Consider the following 17,010-nt stretch of genomic DNA (forward strand, 5'->3'; position numbering starts at 1 on the left):
CCGGTGGGCTTCGGCGCGGTGGGCTTCGGCTCGTGGGGCTTCGGCTCGGTGGGCTTCGGCTCGTGGGGCTTCCGTCACGCCCCGCATGCTAACGAGCGCCGTCCGTACGGAGCCAGTGCCCACCGGTCGGGGCCCGTCCGTACGGAGCCGGTGCCCACCGGGTCGGGCCTTCCGTCCTCACGTCCCGACGCCCGCGGGCGTCATTGCGCCTCGACCGTCACCGTGAAGGAGAAGCGGTCGCCGCGGTAGCGGATGCGGGCCACGTCGACGACCCGGCCGTCCTCGTCGTACGTGACGCCGGTGTAGTGCAGGATCGGGGAGAGCAGCGGGACCCGGAGCAGGCCCGCCGTCTCCGGGTCCGCGAGGCGGGCCTCGACGGTGTCCGTGATGCGGCTGATCCGCACCCCGACCACGTCCCGCAGCACCTTCGTCATCGGCCAGCGCTCCAGGTCGGCCGGGTCGATCGCGGCGGCGAGCTCGGGCCGCACTGCGTTCTCCGCCCAGTTCGTCGGCTCGCCGCTCTCCCCGTCGCTGCGCAGCCGCCGGTACGCCACGACCTCCGGCACGTCCGGGAAGTACTCGGTGAGCTCCCCGGGCACCGGCTCCGTGCCGTGCCCGAGGACCGTCGTCCGCTCGCCCGACTGCTGGGCCACGATCGCGTCGATCGAGCCGAGCAGCCGGCGCGGGGTCGACCGCCGCGCGCCCGGCTCGATGAAGGTGCCGCGCCGCCGGTGCCGGCTGATCAGGCCCTCCTCCTCCAGTTCCTTGAGGGCCTGGCGCATGGTCAGCACGCTCACGCCGTAGTGGGCGGCGAGCTGCTCCTCGGTGGGCAGGCGCAGCGAGGCGTCGGGCGTGCGGCCCAGTATCGAGGCGCGCAGCGACTGCGAGACCTGATACCAGAGCGGCAGCTTGCGGTTCAGGACCAGCGAGTCGGGAGCGAAGGCGGTCACGGGACCTCCGTACGAAGGCTACGGGCTTACGGCCGAGACATTACGGCCGGAAGTGGCGCTCCAGACCCTGCCATACGTCGTCGTACCCCTTCTGCAGATGCTCCGCGCCCGCGGCCTGCGGGGTCGCGGTCACCGGCCAGCGGGTCTCGAACATGAAGGCAAGGCCGTCGTCGATCTTCTGCGGCTTCAGCTCGGCCGCGCTGGCCCTGTCGAAGGTCTCCCGGTCGGGGCCGTGCGCGGACATCATGTTGTGCAGGGAGCCGCCGCCCGGCACGAAGCCCTCCGCCTTGGCGTCGTAGGCGCCCTCGATCAGGCCCATGTACTCGCTCATCACGTTCCGGTGGAAGTACGGCGGGCGGAACGTGTCCTCGCCGACCAGCCAGCGCGGGGCGAAGACCACGAAGTCGACGCCCGCGAGCCCCGGGGTGTCGGAGGGCGAGGTGAGGACCGTGAAGATCGACGGGTCGGGGTGGTCGTAGGAGATCGTCCCGATGACGTTGAAGCGGCGCAGGTCGTACACGTACGGGGTGTGGTTGCCGTGCCAGGCCACGACGTCCAGCGGCGAGTGGCCGTACGTCGCCGACCAGAGGTTGCCGCAGTACTTGTTGACCACCTCGACCGGGCCCTCGACGTCCTCGTAGGCGGCGACCGGGGCGCGGAAGTCGCGGGCGTTGGCGAGGCCGTTGGCGCCGATCGGGCCGAGGTCCGGCAGCTGGAACGGCGCGCCGTAGTTCTCGCAGACGTAACCGCGGGCCGTCTCGTCGAGGAGTTCGACGCGGAAGCGGACGCCGCGCGGGATCAGCGCCACCTCGCCCGGGTGGGCGGCGAGCAGGCCCAGCTCGGTGCGCAGGAGGAGGCCGCCGCGCTCCGGGACGATGAGGAGCTCGCCGTCGGCGTCGCCGAAGACCCGCTCCATGGAGGCGTTCGCGTGGTAGAGGTGCACGGCCATGCCGGTGCGCTGGGTCGCGTCGCCGTTGCCGCCGAGGGTCCACAGGCCGGCGAGCCAGTCGGTGCCGGGCGCGGGCTGGGGCAGCGGGTTCCAGCGCAGCCGGTTGGGGTCGGGGACGGTCTCGGTGAAGGGGGCGCCGGCGAGGGCGCCGTTGTCGGTGCGGGTGAACGGCGGGTGCGCGGCCGAGGGGCGGATCCGGTAGAGCCAGGAGCGGCGGTTGTGGGACCGCGGCTCCGTGAACGCGCTGCCGCTGAGCTGCTCGGCGTAGAGCCCGAGAGGCGCGCGCTGCGGCGAGTTGCGGCCGTCCGGCAGCGCGCCGGGGACCGCCTCCGAGCTGTGCTCGTTGCCGAAACCGGTGCTGTAGGTGAGCGCCTCGGCCGTCTTCCTGGCCTGCTCCGTGGTCATCGCCCGCTCCTGTCCTGAGGCCCTGCTCCGGGGCCCTGTCCTGAGGCTCGTCCTGACTCCGCAAGGGAATCCTATGGATGACCGTAGGATTCCGCGCGTCCTACGTCAACGGGGCGCCGGAGGTCCGTGCCCGGATTGGTGCCTGCACGTGGGGTTCAAAAAGATGAACAATGCTCTACTCTCACGCGCATGTCGTGGACCCGAAGGTTCGTCTCCGTGCTCTCGGTCGTGCTCGTGGCGCTCGCCGCGGCCCTCTTCACCGCTCCTGGCGCCCAGGCCCACGAGGAGCGCCCCGTCACCCTCCCCGACGGAACCGGCAGCGTGCCGGAACTCCGCACCGGCGAACCCGACCTCCTCGTCTGCAAGACCGACCGCGCCGACTTCGAACGCCGGATCTCCGGCTTCCCGGCCGCCCTCAAGGCCCGCAACCTCGTCCTCTTCGAGCGCTGCGCCCGCGGCGGCTACCGCCACCTCCAGCAGGCCGTGGACGCCGTCGAACGCCCCGGCCTCACCATCGCGATCCTCCCCGGCCTCTACGAGGAGGAGCCCTCCCTGCCGCCGCCCACCGGCGCCTGCGCCACGCTCAAGGCCCCGAAGTCCGCGCTCGGCTACCAGATCCTCAGCTACGCCCAGCAGCTCCAGTGCCCCCACAACCAGAACCTGGTCGCGATCCTCGGCAAGAAGAACCTCCAGATCGAGGGGACCGGCGCCTCCCGCCTCGACGTCATCGTCGACGCCAAGTACCAGAAGCTCAACGCGATCCGCGCCGACGGCTCCGACGGCGTCTACTTCCGCAACTTCACCGCCCAGCGCACCACCTTCAACTCCCTGTACGTGCTCGCCGCCGACGGCTTCGTCATCGACGACGTCCTCACCCGCTGGAACGACGAGTACGGCTTCCTGACCTTCGCCTCCGACCACGGCCTCTACAAGAACTGCGAGTCCTACGGGAACGGCGACTCCGGCATCTACCCCGGCTCGGCCTCGAACATCAACGACGGGTACGGCTACGACGTCCCCCGCTACGCCATCGAGATCACCGGCTGCCGCAGCCACCACAACATGGTCGGCTACTCCGGCACCGCCGGGGACTCGGTCTGGGTCCACGACAACGAGTTCGACCACAACATGGGCGGCGCCTCCATGGACTCCGCCTTCCCCGGCCACCCCGGACTGCCGCAGAACCACGCCCGCTTCGAACGCAACGTCATCCACGACAACAACCAGAACTACTACCCCCACGTCGCCGACGGCACCTGCGCGAAGCCGCCCGTCGACCGCGGCTACGAACAGGGCGTCGTCTGCCCCCAGATCTCCATGCCGCCCGGCACCGGCATCATCACCGCAGGCGGCAACTGGAACCTCTACGAGGACAACTGGGTCTACGGCCACCAGCGCGCCGCCTTCTTCCTCAGCGCCGTCCCCGCCTTCATCCGCGGCGAGTCCGCCTGGGGCAAGCAGACCGACACCTCCCACCACAACCGCTACGCCGGCAACCGCCTCGGCGTCGACAAGGCAGGCAACGCCCGCCCCAACCGCACCGACGTCTGGTGGGACGGCCAGGGCGACGGCAACTGCTGGCAGGCCGACGCCGGCGCCGCCACCCCCGGCGCCCCGCCCGCCTGCGGAGCCCGCCGCGGCGAGGTCTCCGGCAACACCGACCGGCTCGTCGGCGAACCCGTCAAACTCGCCCAGCTCCTCGTCTGCGCCGACTACAACGTCCAGGCCCGCCGCCTCCCGGCGGGCTGCGACTGGTACGGCGCCCGCGGCCTCCAGCGCGTCGAGACCCAGCTCGCCCTCGGCAGCGCCCTCGTCCTCGCGCTCGTGGGCGGCGCCCTCTGGTGGCGCAGACTGCGCGGCAACCGCCTCGCCGGCGCGGCCACCCTCATCGGCCTCGCGGGCCTGGCCCTCGACGTCGCCGGCTCCACCCTCGCCCTCACCCCGACCCCCCTCCCCGCCGTCGCGCTGCTCCTCACGGGCGCGTGGTGGACCCTCGTCGGCCTCGCCCTGCGCCCCACCCGCCCCGTCCTCGCCTGGACCACGGTGGCCCTCGGCGCCCTCACCCTGCTCGACGCCTTCGACAAGGCCGTCCTCATGGTGCCCGGCATCCCCGTCAGCCCCGCCTGGCTCCGCCTCCTGCTCGGCGTCGTCTGGGTGTTGTGGGCAGTGATCGCCGCCGGCACCCGCACCGCCCCCGCCCCCGAGTCCTCGACGGAACCCCAGGCGGAACCCCCGGCCGGCCACCCGGAAGAGGCGACGGCATGACCCCCCGACACACCACCGCCCCCGCCCCCACGGCCGACCACGCCACCGTCCCTCTGCTCGCCGCGCCCGCCCCCGTCCTCACCACGCGCCGCGCCGCCCCGCCCGCCTCCACCGCCCGCCGCGCCACCGCCCCTCTGCTCGCCGCCGTGACCGCCGCCGCGCTGCTCCTCACCGGATGCGGCGGCCGGGCCACCACCCACCACAAGCCCGGCACCAGCCACCAGGAGGCCACCGGGAGCAGCGGCACCCTGCTCGCGGCCCGGGACGAGGGCGGGCACCGGCTCCGGGAACTCCCCGCGGCGGACGCGCCCACCGTCAGGGCCGAGGCCCGCCCCGACTCCGAGGGCGGCTGGAACGTCCACCTCACGGTGGAGAGGTTCCGCTTCACCCCCGAGAGCACCGGCGGCGCGGCGATCCCGGGCCGGGGCCACGTCCGGCTCCTCGTCGACGGCCGGGAGACCGCCCGTCTGTACGGCCCCTGGGGCTACGTGCCGCCCGGCGCCCACACCCTGACCGTCCGCCTCCACGCGGACGACCACACCGTCTGGGCCGTCGCCGGCGCCCCCGTCCAGGCCACGGTCCGCCTCGACGGCACTCCCGCCGACGCTTCCCCCTCCGCCGGGTCCTCCGCCCCCGCCACCGCCCCGCCGAGCCCCCGGCCCACCGGCCCCCGGCCCACCGACCGGCCCGCCGACCCCGGGCGGACCGTCACCCTCACCATCACCGGAACGACCGTCCAGCCACCTCCCTCCCGCATCGAACTGAAGAAGGGCGAGCGCCTCACCCTCCGTGTCACCAGCGACCGCGCCGACACGCTCCACGTGCACGGCTACGACCGCGAACTGCGCCTCTCTCCCGGCACGCCCGCCTCGCTCACCCTCATCGCGGACCGGACGGGTCTCTTCGAGGTCGAGACGCACGAGTCCGGACTCGTGCTGACCCAACTCGTCGTCCGATGAGCCCCGTCCCCGCACCCGCCGGGCCCCTCGGAATCCCCCTCGCCCACGGCGTGGGGTCCCGGCACGACCTCCCCCTCTCCCCGTTCTACGCCTACGCCGGTGCCTTCACCGCGCTCCTCGTCTCCTTCCTCGCCCTCGGACTGCTCTGGTCCTCCTCCCGCTTCCGCGGCGACCGATCCGGCCGCCCGCTCCCCGCCGCCGTCCAGCGGGTGGCCGACGCCCCGGCCACCCGGACCGCCCTCCGCCTCCTCGGCGCCGCCACCGCCCTCCTCTTCCTGCTCCACCTCCTCCTCGGCCCCGACGACCCGGACCGCAACCCCGCGCCGGGCGCCCTCTACGTCCTCCTCTGGGTCGGACTCGTCCCCGCCTCCCTCCTCCTCGGCCCCGTCTGGCGCCTCCTCAACCCCCTGCGCGCCCTGCACGCCCTCCGGCCACCACGGAACCCGCGCCCCCTGCCCGCCGCGCTCGGCATCCGGCCCGCCGCCGCCGGACTCCTCCTCTTCACCTGGCTGGAGCTCGTCGCCCCCGACAACACCTCCACCACCACCCTCCTCATCGCCCTCGCCGTCCACACCGCCGTCCAGCTCCTGGGCGCCGCCCGCCACGGCGACCGATGGTTCGCCCACGCCGACCCCTTCGAGGCGTACTCCTCCCTTCTCGCACGGCTCTCACCGCTCGGCCGCCGCACCGACGGCCGGCTGGTCCTGCGCTCCCCCTTCCACGGACTCGACTCCACCCCGCAGACCCCCGGTCTCGTCGCCACCGTCTGCGTCCTCCTCGGCTCCACCGCCTACGACGGCCTCTCCGACAACCCCCGCTGGATCACCACCCTCCAGACCTCCGCCCTCGGCCCCGTCCCCACCGCCACCCTCGGCCTCCTCGCCACCGTCGCCCTCGTCGCCGCCCTCTACGGCCTCTGCGCCGGCGCCCTGCGCCTGATGAACCCCGCCCTCACCACTCCGCTCACCTCCTTCGCGCACTCGCTCCTGCCCATCGCCCTCGGCTACCTCACGGCCCACTACTTCTCACTTCTCGTGATCGAAGGGCCACGTACAGTCATCATGGCAGCGGGCACTGACAACGCCCCCTCGCCCGCTCCACCCCTGGGCCCCGGGGGCCTCGCCACCCTCCAGGTCGCCGCGATCGTCACCGGCCACGTCCTCGGTGTCGTCGCCGCGCACGACAGGTCCGTGCGCCTCTTCCCGCCCGCCCGGGCCGTCGCCGGCCAACTCCCGCTGTTCGTGCTGATGATCGCGTACACCCTCGGCGGCATCGGCCTGCTCATCGCCTGAGAGCCCGCCCCGGCCGACGGGCCCGACCGGGCCCCCGACAGGCCGGACCGGGCGCCCGACAGGCCGATCGCCTCATCCGGACCGGAAACGGCATCATGGACCCCGTGCCCCAGACCCGCCCCCGAACCCAGCCGGCGCTCCGCCGCGCCCCCGTGCAGCAGCGGAGCGCCGAGCGGCTGGCCCGCATCCTCGACGCCTGCGCCGTACTCCTCGACGAGACCGGGTACGAGCAGTTGAGCACCCGTGCCGTCGCCGCCCGAGCCGGCGTCCCGATCGGCTCCGTCTACCGCTTCTTCGGCAACAAGCGGGCGATGGTCGCCGCCCTCGCCCACCGCAACCTCGACCGGTACGCCGAGCGGGTCTCGGACCGCCTCGCCGCGGCGCCGCTCCTCGACGCGCACGGCGCCATCGACAGCGTCCTCGACGAGTTCATCGCGATGAAGCGGACCGTCCCGGGCTTCGCGCTCGTCGACTTCGGCGTGCCCGCCGCCGCACCCGGGGAAGCCGCTGCGGGCGGCCCCGGCGAGGACCCGGCCGAGCCCGCAGCCGAAGACCCCAACCGGCTCGTCGCCGAACGGCTCTGCGCGCTCCTCGCCACCCACCTGGGCCGCTCCGCGGACGAGGAGCTGCACCGGAAGGTCCTCGTCGGCGTCGAGACCGCCGACGCCCTGGTCCGGCTCGCCTTCCGCGCGGACCCCGCCGGGGACCCGGCGCTCGTCGCCGAGACCCGGTGCCTGCTCCACGCCTACCTGGCGCCCTCGCTCTCGTGACCTCGCGCAGGCCCCTCCCGCCCATGCCTACCGGTCGGTAGGCTCGGCGTCACCCGACGCACCCAGGGAGACGCCATGTCCACCGCCCTGCGCATCTGCCCCCTCTGCGAAGCGACCTGCGGACTGACCCTGACGCTCGACGGGAGCCGCGTCACCGGGGCGCGCGGCGACCGCGACGACGTCTTCAGCCGGGGGTTCATCTGCCCCAAGGGCGCGTCCTTCCCCGGGATCGACGCCGATCCCGACCGGCTCAGGACCCCCATGGTCCGCAAGGACGGCAGACTCCAGGAGGCCACCTGGGCCGAGGCGTTCGACGCGATCGCCACCCGGATCCGTCCGCTCGTCGAGGAGTACGGGCCCGACTCGGTGGGTATCGTCCTGGGCAACCCCAACGCGCACACCATCGCCGGCGCCCTCTACCCGCCCCTGCTGATCGGCGCGTTGCGCACCCGGAACCTCTTCACCGCCTCCACCCTCGACCAGATGCCGAAGCACGTCTCCAGCGGACTGCTCTTCGGGGACCCCTTCGCCGTCCCCGTGCCGGACCTGGACCGCACCGACCACCTGCTGATCCTCGGAGCCAACCCGCTCGACTCCAACGGCAGCCTGTGCACCGCCCCCGACTTCCCCGGCAGGCTGAGGGCGCTGCGCCGCCGCGGCGGCACCCTCACCGTCGTCGACCCCCGGCGCACCCGCACCGCCCGCCTCGCCGACCGGCACGTCGCGATCCGCCCCGGCACCGACGCCCTGCTCCTCGCCGCCCTCGTCCACACCCTCTTCGAGGAGGACCTCACCGCCCCCGGCCCGCTCGCCGCCCTGGTGGAAGGCATCGAGGAGGTACGGGCCGCGGTGCGGGAGTTCAGCCCCGAGGCGGTCGCGGCGGCCTGCGACGTGGACGCGGACACCATCCGCGCCCTCGCCCGGGAGCTCGCCGCCGCGCCCACCGCCGCCGTCTACGGGCGCATGGGCAGCTCCACCGTGGCGTACGGCAGCCTCGCCAACTGGCTCGTCGACGTCCTCAACGTCCTCACCGGCAACCTCGACCGGCCCGGCGGCGCGCTCTTCCCGCTCTCCGCCACCGCTCCCGCCCCGGGCCCGGCGGGGCCCGGCAGGGGCTTCACCCTCGGCCGCCGCCACAGCAGGGTCTCGCACCACCCCGAGGTCAAGGGAGAGCTGCCGCTCGTCGCCCTCGCCGAGGAGATCGAGACGCCCGGCGAGGGGCGCATCCGCGCGGTGATCACCGTCGCCGCCAACCCCGTCCTCTCCGCGCCCGACGGGGAGCGCCTCGACGCGGCCCTCGGCTCCCTCGACCTGATGGTCGCCGTCGACCCCTACCTCAACGAGACCACCCGCCACGCCGACGTCCTGCTCCCGCCCCCGCCGCCCTCCCGGAGCGCCCACTTCGACTTCGCCTTCAACGCCTTCGCCGTCCGCGACCAGGCCCGCTACACGCCCGCCGCCGTCCCCCTCGAAGCGGACCGCATGGACGAGTGCGAGATCCAAGCCCGGCTGATCCTCGCCGTGTCCGGGATGCACGGCGCCCCGCCGTCCGCCGTCGACGACCTCGCCATCGGCACCACCCTCGCCAAGGCCGTCACGCAGGAGCACTCGCCGGCGTACGGGGCGGACCCCGAGGAGTTCGCCGCCCGGCTCACCGGGGCCACCGGGGCCGAGCGGCGACTCGACCTGATGCTGCGGCTCGGCCCGTACGCCCTCACCCTCGACGAGCTGAAGGCGCACCCGCACGGCATCGACCTCGGGCCGCTCAAGCCGCGCCTGCCGGCGCTCCTCAGGACCCGCAGCGGTCGGATCGAACTCTTCCCGGCGCCCCTCGCGGCCGACCTGCCCCGGCTGCGGGCCGCCCTCGACGCCGTACCGGAGCCGGGGACCCTTCAGCTCGTCGGGCGCAGGCACCTGCGCTCGAACAACAGCTGGCTGCACAACACGCCGTCCCTCGCCGGCGGTTCGAACCGCTGCACCCTCCAGGTGCACCCCCGGGACGCGGAGCGGCTCCGGCTCACCGACGGCGGGGTGGCCCGGGTGAAGGGGGAGGGCGGTGAGCTGGAAGTGCCGGTGGAGGTCACCGACGGCGTGCGGCCGGGTGTCGTCAGCCTTCCGCACGGCTGGGGGCACGACCGGCAGGGCACCCGGCTCGCCGTCGCGTCCGCGCGCCCCGGCGTCAACGTCAACCAGTTGCTCGACGGCTCCCGGATCGACCCCCTCTCCGGCACCGCCGTCCTGAACGGCTTCCCCGTCGAGGTGTCGCCCCGGTAGGCGGCCCTGTCCTCCACCCCCGCCGTGACCTGGGGTTTTGCTCGTATTGCTCACGCGTCAACATCTTGTTAACGGCAGAAGAGGACACCTACCGTCATCCGGACCGCCGCTCGGCGGCAGTTCAAGGGTGAACGTGAGGTGTCCTCCATGCTGACCGTCCTCGGCTTCGCCATGATCGCGACCTTCCTGGTCCTGATCATGCTGAAAAAGATGTCGCCGATCGCGGCGCTCGTCCTGATCCCCGCGTTGTTCTGCGTCGCGGTCGGACAGGGGGCCCAGCTCGGCGACTACGTCATCGAAGGGGTCGGCAAGCTGGCGCCGACGGCCGCGATGCTGATGTTCGCGATCGTCTACTTCGGCGTCATGATCGACGTCGGTCTCTTCGACCCGATCGTCCGGGGCATCCTGCGCTTCTGCAAGGCGGATCCCGTGCGGGTCGTCGTGGGCACGGCGGTGCTGGCCGCGATCGTCTCCCTGGACGGCGACGGTTCCACCACCTTCATGATCACCGTCTCGGCGATGTATCCGCTCTACAAGCGGCTCGGGATGAGCCTGGTGGTCATGACCGGTGTGGCCGCGACCGCCAACGGCGTCATGAACACCCTGCCGTGGGGCGGCCCCACCGCCCGGGCGGCGACGGCGCTGAAGCTCGACGCCGGTGACATCTTCGTGCCGATGATCCCCGCGCTCGGCGTGGGCCTGCTCTTCGTCTTCGTCCTGGCGTACGTGCTCGGGCGCCGCGAGCGCAGCCGCATCGGCTACCTGACCCTCGACGAGGCCCTGGTCCCGGAGGCCGACGCGGTACTGGTCACGGCGGGCGGCGGCGGTACGGTCACGACCAAGGGCGGCGTCGACGGGAAGGTCAGGGGCGAGCGTACGGGCGCCGCCGGCGACGGCCCCGGGGCGACGGCCGGTGCGGGCGAGGGCAAGGACGACGGTTTCCAGGGGCTCGACCCGAACCGCGCGACGCTGCGGCCCCGCCTGTACTGGTTCAACGCGGCCCTGACGGTCGCGCTGCTCGCCGCGATGATCCTCGAACTGCTGCCGATCCCGGTGCTGTTCCTCCTCGGCGCCGCCCTCGCGCTCACCGTCAACTACCCGAACATGGCGGAGCAGAAGGAGCGCATCGCCGCCCACGCGGACAACGTCCTCAACGTCGCCGGCATGGTCTTCGCCGCAGCCGTCTTCACCGGCGTCCTCACCGGCACGGGCATGGTCAAGCACATGGCCGACTGGCTCGTCGGCGCCATCCCCGAGGGCATGGGCCCGCACATGGCCCTGGTCACCGGCGTGCTGAGCCTCCCGCTCACGTACTTCATGTCGAACGACGGCTTCTACTTCGGTGTCCTGCCGGTCCTCGCCGAGGCCGGTGCGGCGCACGGCGTGTCGCCCCTGGAGATCGCCCGGGCCTCGCTGGTCGGCCAGGCCCTGCACATGTCGAGCCCCCTGGTGCCCGCGGTGTACGTGCTCGTCGGCATGGCGAAGGTGGAGTTCGGCGACCACACCCGGTTCACGGTGAAGTGGGCCGCGCTGACCTCGCTGGTCGTGCTGGCGGCCGGGATCCTCTTCGGGATCGTCTGACCGGGGGAGTGAGCCGGACGGGTGGAAGTCGGAGGGTGGTGCGGCCAGGTCGCCACCCTCCGTATCCATGGTGTGACAAATAGTCGGATTATCGCGGTAATAGCCCACGTGATCACGACTGGAGGACTTCCCCCATGGCGACACCCCCCACCCGCACCCTGCTCCGCGCGACCCTCGCCTCCCTGGCGCTCGGCGCCGTGACCCTCGCCGGTGCCCCGCAGGCCCTCGCCGCCCCGGGCGACAACGGCGACGTCAAGGTCCACCGGCAGGGCACCCCCGACACCGACCAGGCCAACCAGCCCCAGGTCGGGTGCGTGTTCCGCTTCGCCGCCTTCAACTTCGACGGCTTGCAGAGCATCCAGTGGAACATCTACGCACAGCCGGGCCAGCCAGGAAACCAGGATCCGTCGTTGAGGAACGGCAGCATCGCCGTCGACGGCAACGGCGACGGGCACACGGACGACATCAGCGGCCTGCGGACCGGGATGTACAAGGTCGAGTGGACGTGGGTGGGCCAGAACGGTGCCGCGAAGTCCAAGGTCTTCCGCGTCGACTGCCCGCCGGACAACGGCAACGGCGGTAACGGCAACGGAGGCAACGGCAACGGCGGTAACGGGAACGGCGGTAACGGGAACGGAGGCAACGGGAACGGGGGCAACGGCAACGGCGGCTACACCGGTGGCGGTCAGGGCCACGGCAAGCCCCCGCACGGCGCGGTCGGAGCGGGCGGCGGCGGCAGCGCGCAGATCGCCGCCGAGGACTCCTCCGCCTTCGGCGTCGGGGCGGCCTTCGCCGCCGGCCTCGCCGGTACGGCCGGACTGGTCCTGATCCGCCGCTCGCGCCGCCGCGCCCATGGCGCCGCGTAGGTCCCGCTACACGCGCAGGCAGCGGCGTCTGCTCCGGCTCACCAGGACCGTGGCGGTGACCACGGCCCTGGTGACCGGGGGGTTCTGGTGGGCCGGTGACGGGGAGCCGGCCGACCCGCCACTCGCCGCCGCGTCGGCCGCCGCGCCGGCCGCCTCCGGCGCGGCCGTCCCGGGCCGGTCCAGAACGGCGGCCGGGGCGCACACCGCCGTGGACCACAAGGCGAAGGCCAGGGCACTGCCCAAGGCCGCGCCCGCACCACGGCCCGCGCCCGCGCCCGCGCCGCTGTCCCGGTCGCGCCCGGTCACCGTCGCCGTACCGGCCATCACCATCGAGGCCCCCGTGATGGAACTCGGCCTCGACGCCACCGGGCGGCTCGGCACCCCGCCGGCCGACGACCCGCGGATCGTCGGCTGGTACGCCAAGGGGCCCACCCCCGGCGAGCGGGGGACCGCCGTCGTCGTCGGTCACCGCGACACCCGCACCGGGCCCGCCGTCTTCCTCAACCTCAACTCGCTCAGCGCCGGCAACACGGTCCGGGTCGCCCGCGCCGACGGCAAGGTCGCCGTCTTCACGGTCGACCGCGTCCGGACGTACGCGAAGAACGACTTTCCCGACAAGGAGGTGTACGGGGACACCGGGCGGCCCGAACTGCGGCTGCTCACCTGCGGCGGGACCTTCGACCGAGGCAAGGGCTACGAGGCGAACATCGTCGTCTTCGCCCACCTCACCGAGATCGCCCAGAAGATCTGACGCGGTCGGAGCCGGCGCCCCGATCCGGTACGCCGATCCACCGCTCCGATCCACCGCTCCGATCCACCGCTCCGATCCACCGCTCCGATCCACCGCTCCGATCCAGCACCCACGCCCCGGTCGACGGACCCAGCCGCTCCGTCGACCGGGGCGTGCCGTGCGTTCCCGCCCGGCGGGGCAAGGGGGGTTCCGCCAGTTCCGGTGGCGTGCGCCTGTGCGGGTTCGACGTGGACATTCCGCGGTCCGGGGCGGCACGATCGACCGGCGGGCCCCGGCTGATCCCTGCGGACCCCGGCCGGTCACGCGTGAGACCGCGTGCGACCGGCCGGTCACGCGTGTGCCCCCGGTCCCGCGTGAGCCCCGTGAGACCGGGGGCACCCCGGCAGACCCTGGCGCCCAAAAACTAACAGCGCTAGTTTGGGTCGGACGAGGAACCGGTCACGTGAGGAGACAGCGGATGAAGGCCCACGACGCGATGTACATCGGCGGGGAGTGGCGCCCCGCCTCCTCCACGGACACCATCCCGGTGCTGAACCCGGCGGACGAGCAGGTCATCGCCCACGTCCCGGCGGGCACCGCCGAGGACGTCGACGCCGCCGTGCGCGCCGCCCGCGCCGCGCTCCCCGGCTGGGCCGCCACCCCGCCCGCCGAGCGCGGAGCCCGGATCGCCGCCCTCCGCGACGCGCTCGCCGCCCGCGCGGAGGAGATCGCCGCCACCGTCACCGCCGAACTAGGCGCCCCGCCGCAGCTCGCCGCCGCCGTCCACGCCGGGCTCCCGATCGCCGTCGCCGGCACCTTCGCCGAACTCGCCGCCACCCACTCCTTCGAGGAGAAGGTCGGCAACTCCACCGTCTACGCCGAGCCGGTCGGCGTCGTCGCCGCGATCACCCCCTGGAACTACCCGCTCCACCAGATCGTCGCCAAGGTCGCCCCGGCCCTCGCCGCCGGCTGCACCACGGTCCTCAAGCCCGCCGAGGACACCCCGCTCACCGCGCAGCTCTTCGCCGAGGCCGTGCACGAGGCGGGCCTGCCCGCCGGCGTCTTCAACCTGGTCACCGGTCTCGGCCCGGTCGCCGGGCAGGCGCTCGCCGAGCACCCCGGCGTGGACCTCGTCTCCTTCACCGGCTCCACCGCCGTCGGCCGCCGCATCGGCGCCCTCGCGGGCGGTGCCGTCAAGCGGGTCGCCCTCGAACTCGGCGGGAAGTCCGCCAACGTGATCCTGCCGAGCGCCGACCTGCCCAAGGCCGTCTCCGTCGGCATCGCGAACGTCATGTCCAACTCCGGCCAGACGTGCAGCGCCTGGACCCGGATGCTGATCCCCGCCGACCGGTACGAGGAGGCGGTGGCGCTCGCCGCCGAGGCCGTCGCCAAGTACGTCCCGGGGGAGCGCGTCGGCCCGCTCGTCAACGCCCGGCAGCAGCAGCGCGTGCGCGGCTACATCGAGAAGGGCGTCGAGGAGGGCGCGCGGCTCGTCGCCGGCGGCCCCGAGGCCCCGCGCGAGACCGGCTACTACGTCTCCCCGACGGTCTTCGCCGACGTCACCCCCGACATGACCATCGCCCAGGAGGAGATCTTCGGCCCGGTGGTCTCCCTCCTCCGGTACGAGGACGAGGAGGAGGCCCTCGCCCTCGCCAACGGGACCGTCTACGGACTCGGCGGGGCGGTCTGGGGCGAGCCGGAGGCGGCCGTCGCCTTCGCGCGCCGCATGGACACCGGCCAGGTCGACATCAACGGAGGCCGGTTCAACCCGCTGGCCCCCTTCGGCGGGTACAAGCAGTCCGGCGTCGGCCGGGAGCTCGGCGCGCACGGCCTCGCCGAGTACCTGACGACCAAGTCCCTGCAGTTCTAGGCTCCCAGGAATCGAGGAGAGACGCGTGATCCGCGCCGCCGTCCTGCCCGCCGTCGGCTCTCCGCTGGAGATCACCGGCATCGAACTGCCCCCGCCCGGACCCGGCCAGGTCCGGGTGCGGCTCGCCGCCGCAGGGGTCTGCCACTCCGACCTCTCCCTCACCGACGGAACCATGCGCGTCCCGGTCCCCGCCGTCCTCGGACACGAGGGCGCCGGCACGGTCGTCTCCGTCGGCGAGGGGGTCGGCCACGTCGCCCCCGGCGACGGCGTCGTCCTCAACTGGGCTCCGTCCTGCGGAGCCTGCCACCCGTGCTCGCTCGGCGAGGTCTGGCTCTGCGCGAACGCCCTGACCGGCACGGCGAACGTGCACGCCCGCACCGAGGACGGCACCGAGCTCCACCCGGGGCTCAACGTCGCCGCCTTCGCCGAGGAGACGGTCGTCGCCGCGAACTGCGTCCTGCCCGTCCCCGACGGCGTGCCGCTCACCGACGCCGCCCTCCTCGGCTGTGCCGTCCTGACCGGCTGGGGCGCGGTCCACCACTCCGCCCGGGTCCGGGAGGGCGAGACCGTCGCCGTGTTCGGCGTCGGCGGGGTCGGCCTGGCCACGCTCCAGGCCGCCCGGATCGCGGGCGCCTCGACGATCGTCGCCGTGGACGTGTCCCCGGAGAAGGAGGCGCTCGCACGGGCCGCCGGGGCCACCGAGTACGTCGTCTCCTCCGGGACCACCGCCAAGGACATCCGGCGGCTGACCGGGGGCCAGGGCGTCGACGTGGCCGTCGAGTGCGTCGGCCGCGCGGTCACCATCCGCACCGCCTGGGAGTCCACCCGGCGCGGCGGCCGCACCACCGTCGTCGGCATCGGGGGCAAGGACCAGCAGGTCACCTTCAACGCCCTGGAGCTCTTCCACTGGGGCCGCACCCTGGCCGGCTGCGTCTACGGCAACTCGAACCCGGCCGAGGACCTCCCGGTGCTCGCCGGTCACATCCGGGCGGGGCGGCTCGACCTCGGCGCCCTCGTCACCGAGCGGATCACCCTGGACGGCATCCCGGGCGCCTTCGAGAACATGCTCGCGGGCAAGGGCGGTCGGGCCCTCGTCGTCTTCTGACCCGCGGCACGCGGAAGCCCGTACCGGCGGGGGTCCGGTACGGGCTTCCTCGGGTCCGACCCGCCGAGGCGGGTCAGAGATCGAGGACGAGACGGTCGCCGCGCGAGCGTCCCACGCAGATCATCATCGTCGTCCCCGACGCCTTCTCGTCCTCGCCGAGGACGGTGTCGTGGTGCTCGGGGGTCCCGGCGACCACCTTCGTCTCACAGGTGCCGCACCAGCCCTCCTCGCAGGAGTACGCCACACCCGGCACCACCTCGCGCACGGTGTCGAGGAGGGTTCGTCCGGGCTCCACGCGCAGCGTCCGCCCGGTCCGCCGGAGCTCGACCTCGAAACCGCCCGCGCCGGAGGGCCTCTCCACCGGCGCCGCACCGAACCGCTCCAGGTGCAGCGGCCCCGGCCACCGGTCCTGCACCGCCCGCAGCAGCCCCTCCGGGCCGCAGCAGTACACGGCCGTCCCGGCGGGCTGCCCGGCCAGGACGGCGTCGAGGTCGGGCAGCCCCGCCGTGTCCTGCGGGACGAGCGTGACCCCGGGCAGCCCGGCGAGCTCCTCGCGGTACGCCATCGAGGCGAGGCTCCGGCCGCCGTACACCAGCGACCACGAACCCGGCGGCAGGGAACGGATCATCGGCAGCAGGGGAGTGATGCCGATGCCGCCCGCGACGAACAGGTACCGCTCGGCGGGCACCAGCGGGAACCGGTTGACCGGGCCCCGGACGTCGAGGACCGTGCCCTCCCCGACGGAGGTGTGGACCTCCTCGGAGCCGCCCCGGCCGGCGGGCTCCCGCAGCACGCCGAGGCGGTACGTGGTCCGGTCCGCCGGATCGCCGCAGAGCGAGTAGTGCCGTACCGCCCCGGACGGCAGCGTCACCTCCAGGTGGGCGCCCGGCTCCCAGGGCGCGAGCGCGGCGCCCTCGGGGTCGCCGAGCAGCAGCCCCCGCACCCCCTCGGCCTCCCGGACGACGGAGCGGACCGTGAGTCGGACCGTGGTCAT

At 73.7% G+C, this 17,010-nt stretch carries 13 protein-coding genes; 10 read left to right on the forward strand and 3 right to left on the reverse strand.

Annotated features, from left to right (window positions below):
- Positions 1 to 200: 200 nt before the first annotated feature.
- Positions 201 to 950 carry a GntR family transcriptional regulator gene (locus ACFV2S_RS18970; protein ID WP_385560031.1) on the reverse strand — a complete coding sequence of 250 codons (750 nt, stop codon included), beginning with the start codon at positions 948 to 950 and terminating at the stop codon, positions 201 to 203.
- A 40-nt stretch (positions 951 to 990) separates the two neighbouring features.
- On the reverse strand, positions 991 to 2,304 hold the full coding sequence (gene hmgA, locus ACFV2S_RS18975; protein ID WP_385560034.1) for a homogentisate 1,2-dioxygenase: 1,314 nt from the start codon (positions 2,302 to 2,304) through the stop codon (positions 991 to 993).
- Positions 2,305 to 2,493: 189 nt separating this feature from the next.
- Between hmgA and ACFV2S_RS18980 the strand changes: the two genes are divergently transcribed.
- From ACFV2S_RS18980 to ACFV2S_RS19025, 10 genes are all read left to right on the forward strand, one after another.
- Positions 2,494 to 4,569: a hypothetical protein gene (locus ACFV2S_RS18980; RefSeq protein ID WP_385560037.1), complete on the forward strand. Its 2,076-nt coding sequence runs from the start codon at positions 2,494 to 2,496 to the stop codon at positions 4,567 to 4,569.
- On the forward strand, positions 4,566 to 5,528 hold the full coding sequence (locus ACFV2S_RS18985) for a hypothetical protein (RefSeq protein ID WP_385560041.1): 963 nt from the start codon (positions 4,566 to 4,568) through the stop codon (positions 5,526 to 5,528). Before ACFV2S_RS18980 ends, ACFV2S_RS18985 begins: the two co-directional genes overlap by 4 nt.
- On the forward strand, positions 5,525 to 6,820 hold the full coding sequence (locus ACFV2S_RS18990) for a hypothetical protein (RefSeq protein WP_385560044.1): 1,296 nt from the start codon (positions 5,525 to 5,527) through the stop codon (positions 6,818 to 6,820). The genes ACFV2S_RS18985 and ACFV2S_RS18990 overlap by 4 nt, the downstream gene beginning before the upstream one ends.
- A 95-nt stretch (positions 6,821 to 6,915) precedes the next feature.
- Complete coding sequence (locus tag ACFV2S_RS18995) at positions 6,916 to 7,590, forward strand: TetR family transcriptional regulator (protein ID WP_385560047.1); 675 nt, start codon at positions 6,916 to 6,918, stop codon at positions 7,588 to 7,590.
- A 75-nt stretch (positions 7,591 to 7,665) separates the two neighbouring features.
- Positions 7,666 to 9,864 (forward strand): molybdopterin-dependent oxidoreductase, encoded by a 2,199-nt coding sequence (locus ACFV2S_RS19000; protein WP_385560050.1) that lies wholly within the window; start codon positions 7,666 to 7,668, stop codon positions 9,862 to 9,864.
- A 147-nt stretch (positions 9,865 to 10,011) separates the two neighbouring features.
- Entirely contained in the window at positions 10,012 to 11,445 is a 1,434-nt protein-coding gene (locus tag ACFV2S_RS19005) for a CitMHS family transporter (RefSeq protein WP_385560053.1), read from the forward strand.
- A 134-nt stretch (positions 11,446 to 11,579) separates the two neighbouring features.
- The gene (locus tag ACFV2S_RS19010) at positions 11,580 to 12,311 is read left to right on the forward strand and encodes a hypothetical protein (protein WP_385560056.1); all 732 of its coding nucleotides are present in this window, start codon (positions 11,580 to 11,582) and stop codon (positions 12,309 to 12,311) included.
- On the forward strand, positions 12,298 to 13,062 hold the full coding sequence (locus ACFV2S_RS19015) for a class F sortase (protein ID WP_385560059.1): 765 nt from the start codon (positions 12,298 to 12,300) through the stop codon (positions 13,060 to 13,062). Before ACFV2S_RS19010 ends, ACFV2S_RS19015 begins: the two co-directional genes overlap by 14 nt.
- A 457-nt stretch (positions 13,063 to 13,519) precedes the next feature.
- Positions 13,520 to 14,911 (forward strand): aldehyde dehydrogenase family protein, encoded by a 1,392-nt coding sequence (locus ACFV2S_RS19020; protein ID WP_385560062.1) that lies wholly within the window; start codon positions 13,520 to 13,522, stop codon positions 14,909 to 14,911.
- A 25-nt stretch (positions 14,912 to 14,936) separates the two neighbouring features.
- The gene (locus tag ACFV2S_RS19025) at positions 14,937 to 16,016 is read left to right on the forward strand and encodes a Zn-dependent alcohol dehydrogenase (RefSeq protein WP_385560065.1); all 1,080 of its coding nucleotides are present in this window, start codon (positions 14,937 to 14,939) and stop codon (positions 16,014 to 16,016) included.
- Between the two features lie 73 nt (positions 16,017 to 16,089).
- Here ACFV2S_RS19025 and ACFV2S_RS19030 read toward each other — a convergent pair whose 3' ends face one another.
- Positions 16,090 to 17,010, reverse strand: coding sequence for a PDR/VanB family oxidoreductase (locus tag ACFV2S_RS19030; protein WP_385560068.1), 921 nt, complete (start codon positions 17,008 to 17,010; stop codon positions 16,090 to 16,092).

The sequence above is a fragment of the Streptomyces sp. NPDC059695 genome (genome assembly GCF_042733785.1).
GTDB lineage: Bacteria > Actinomycetota > Actinomycetes > Streptomycetales > Streptomycetaceae > Streptomyces.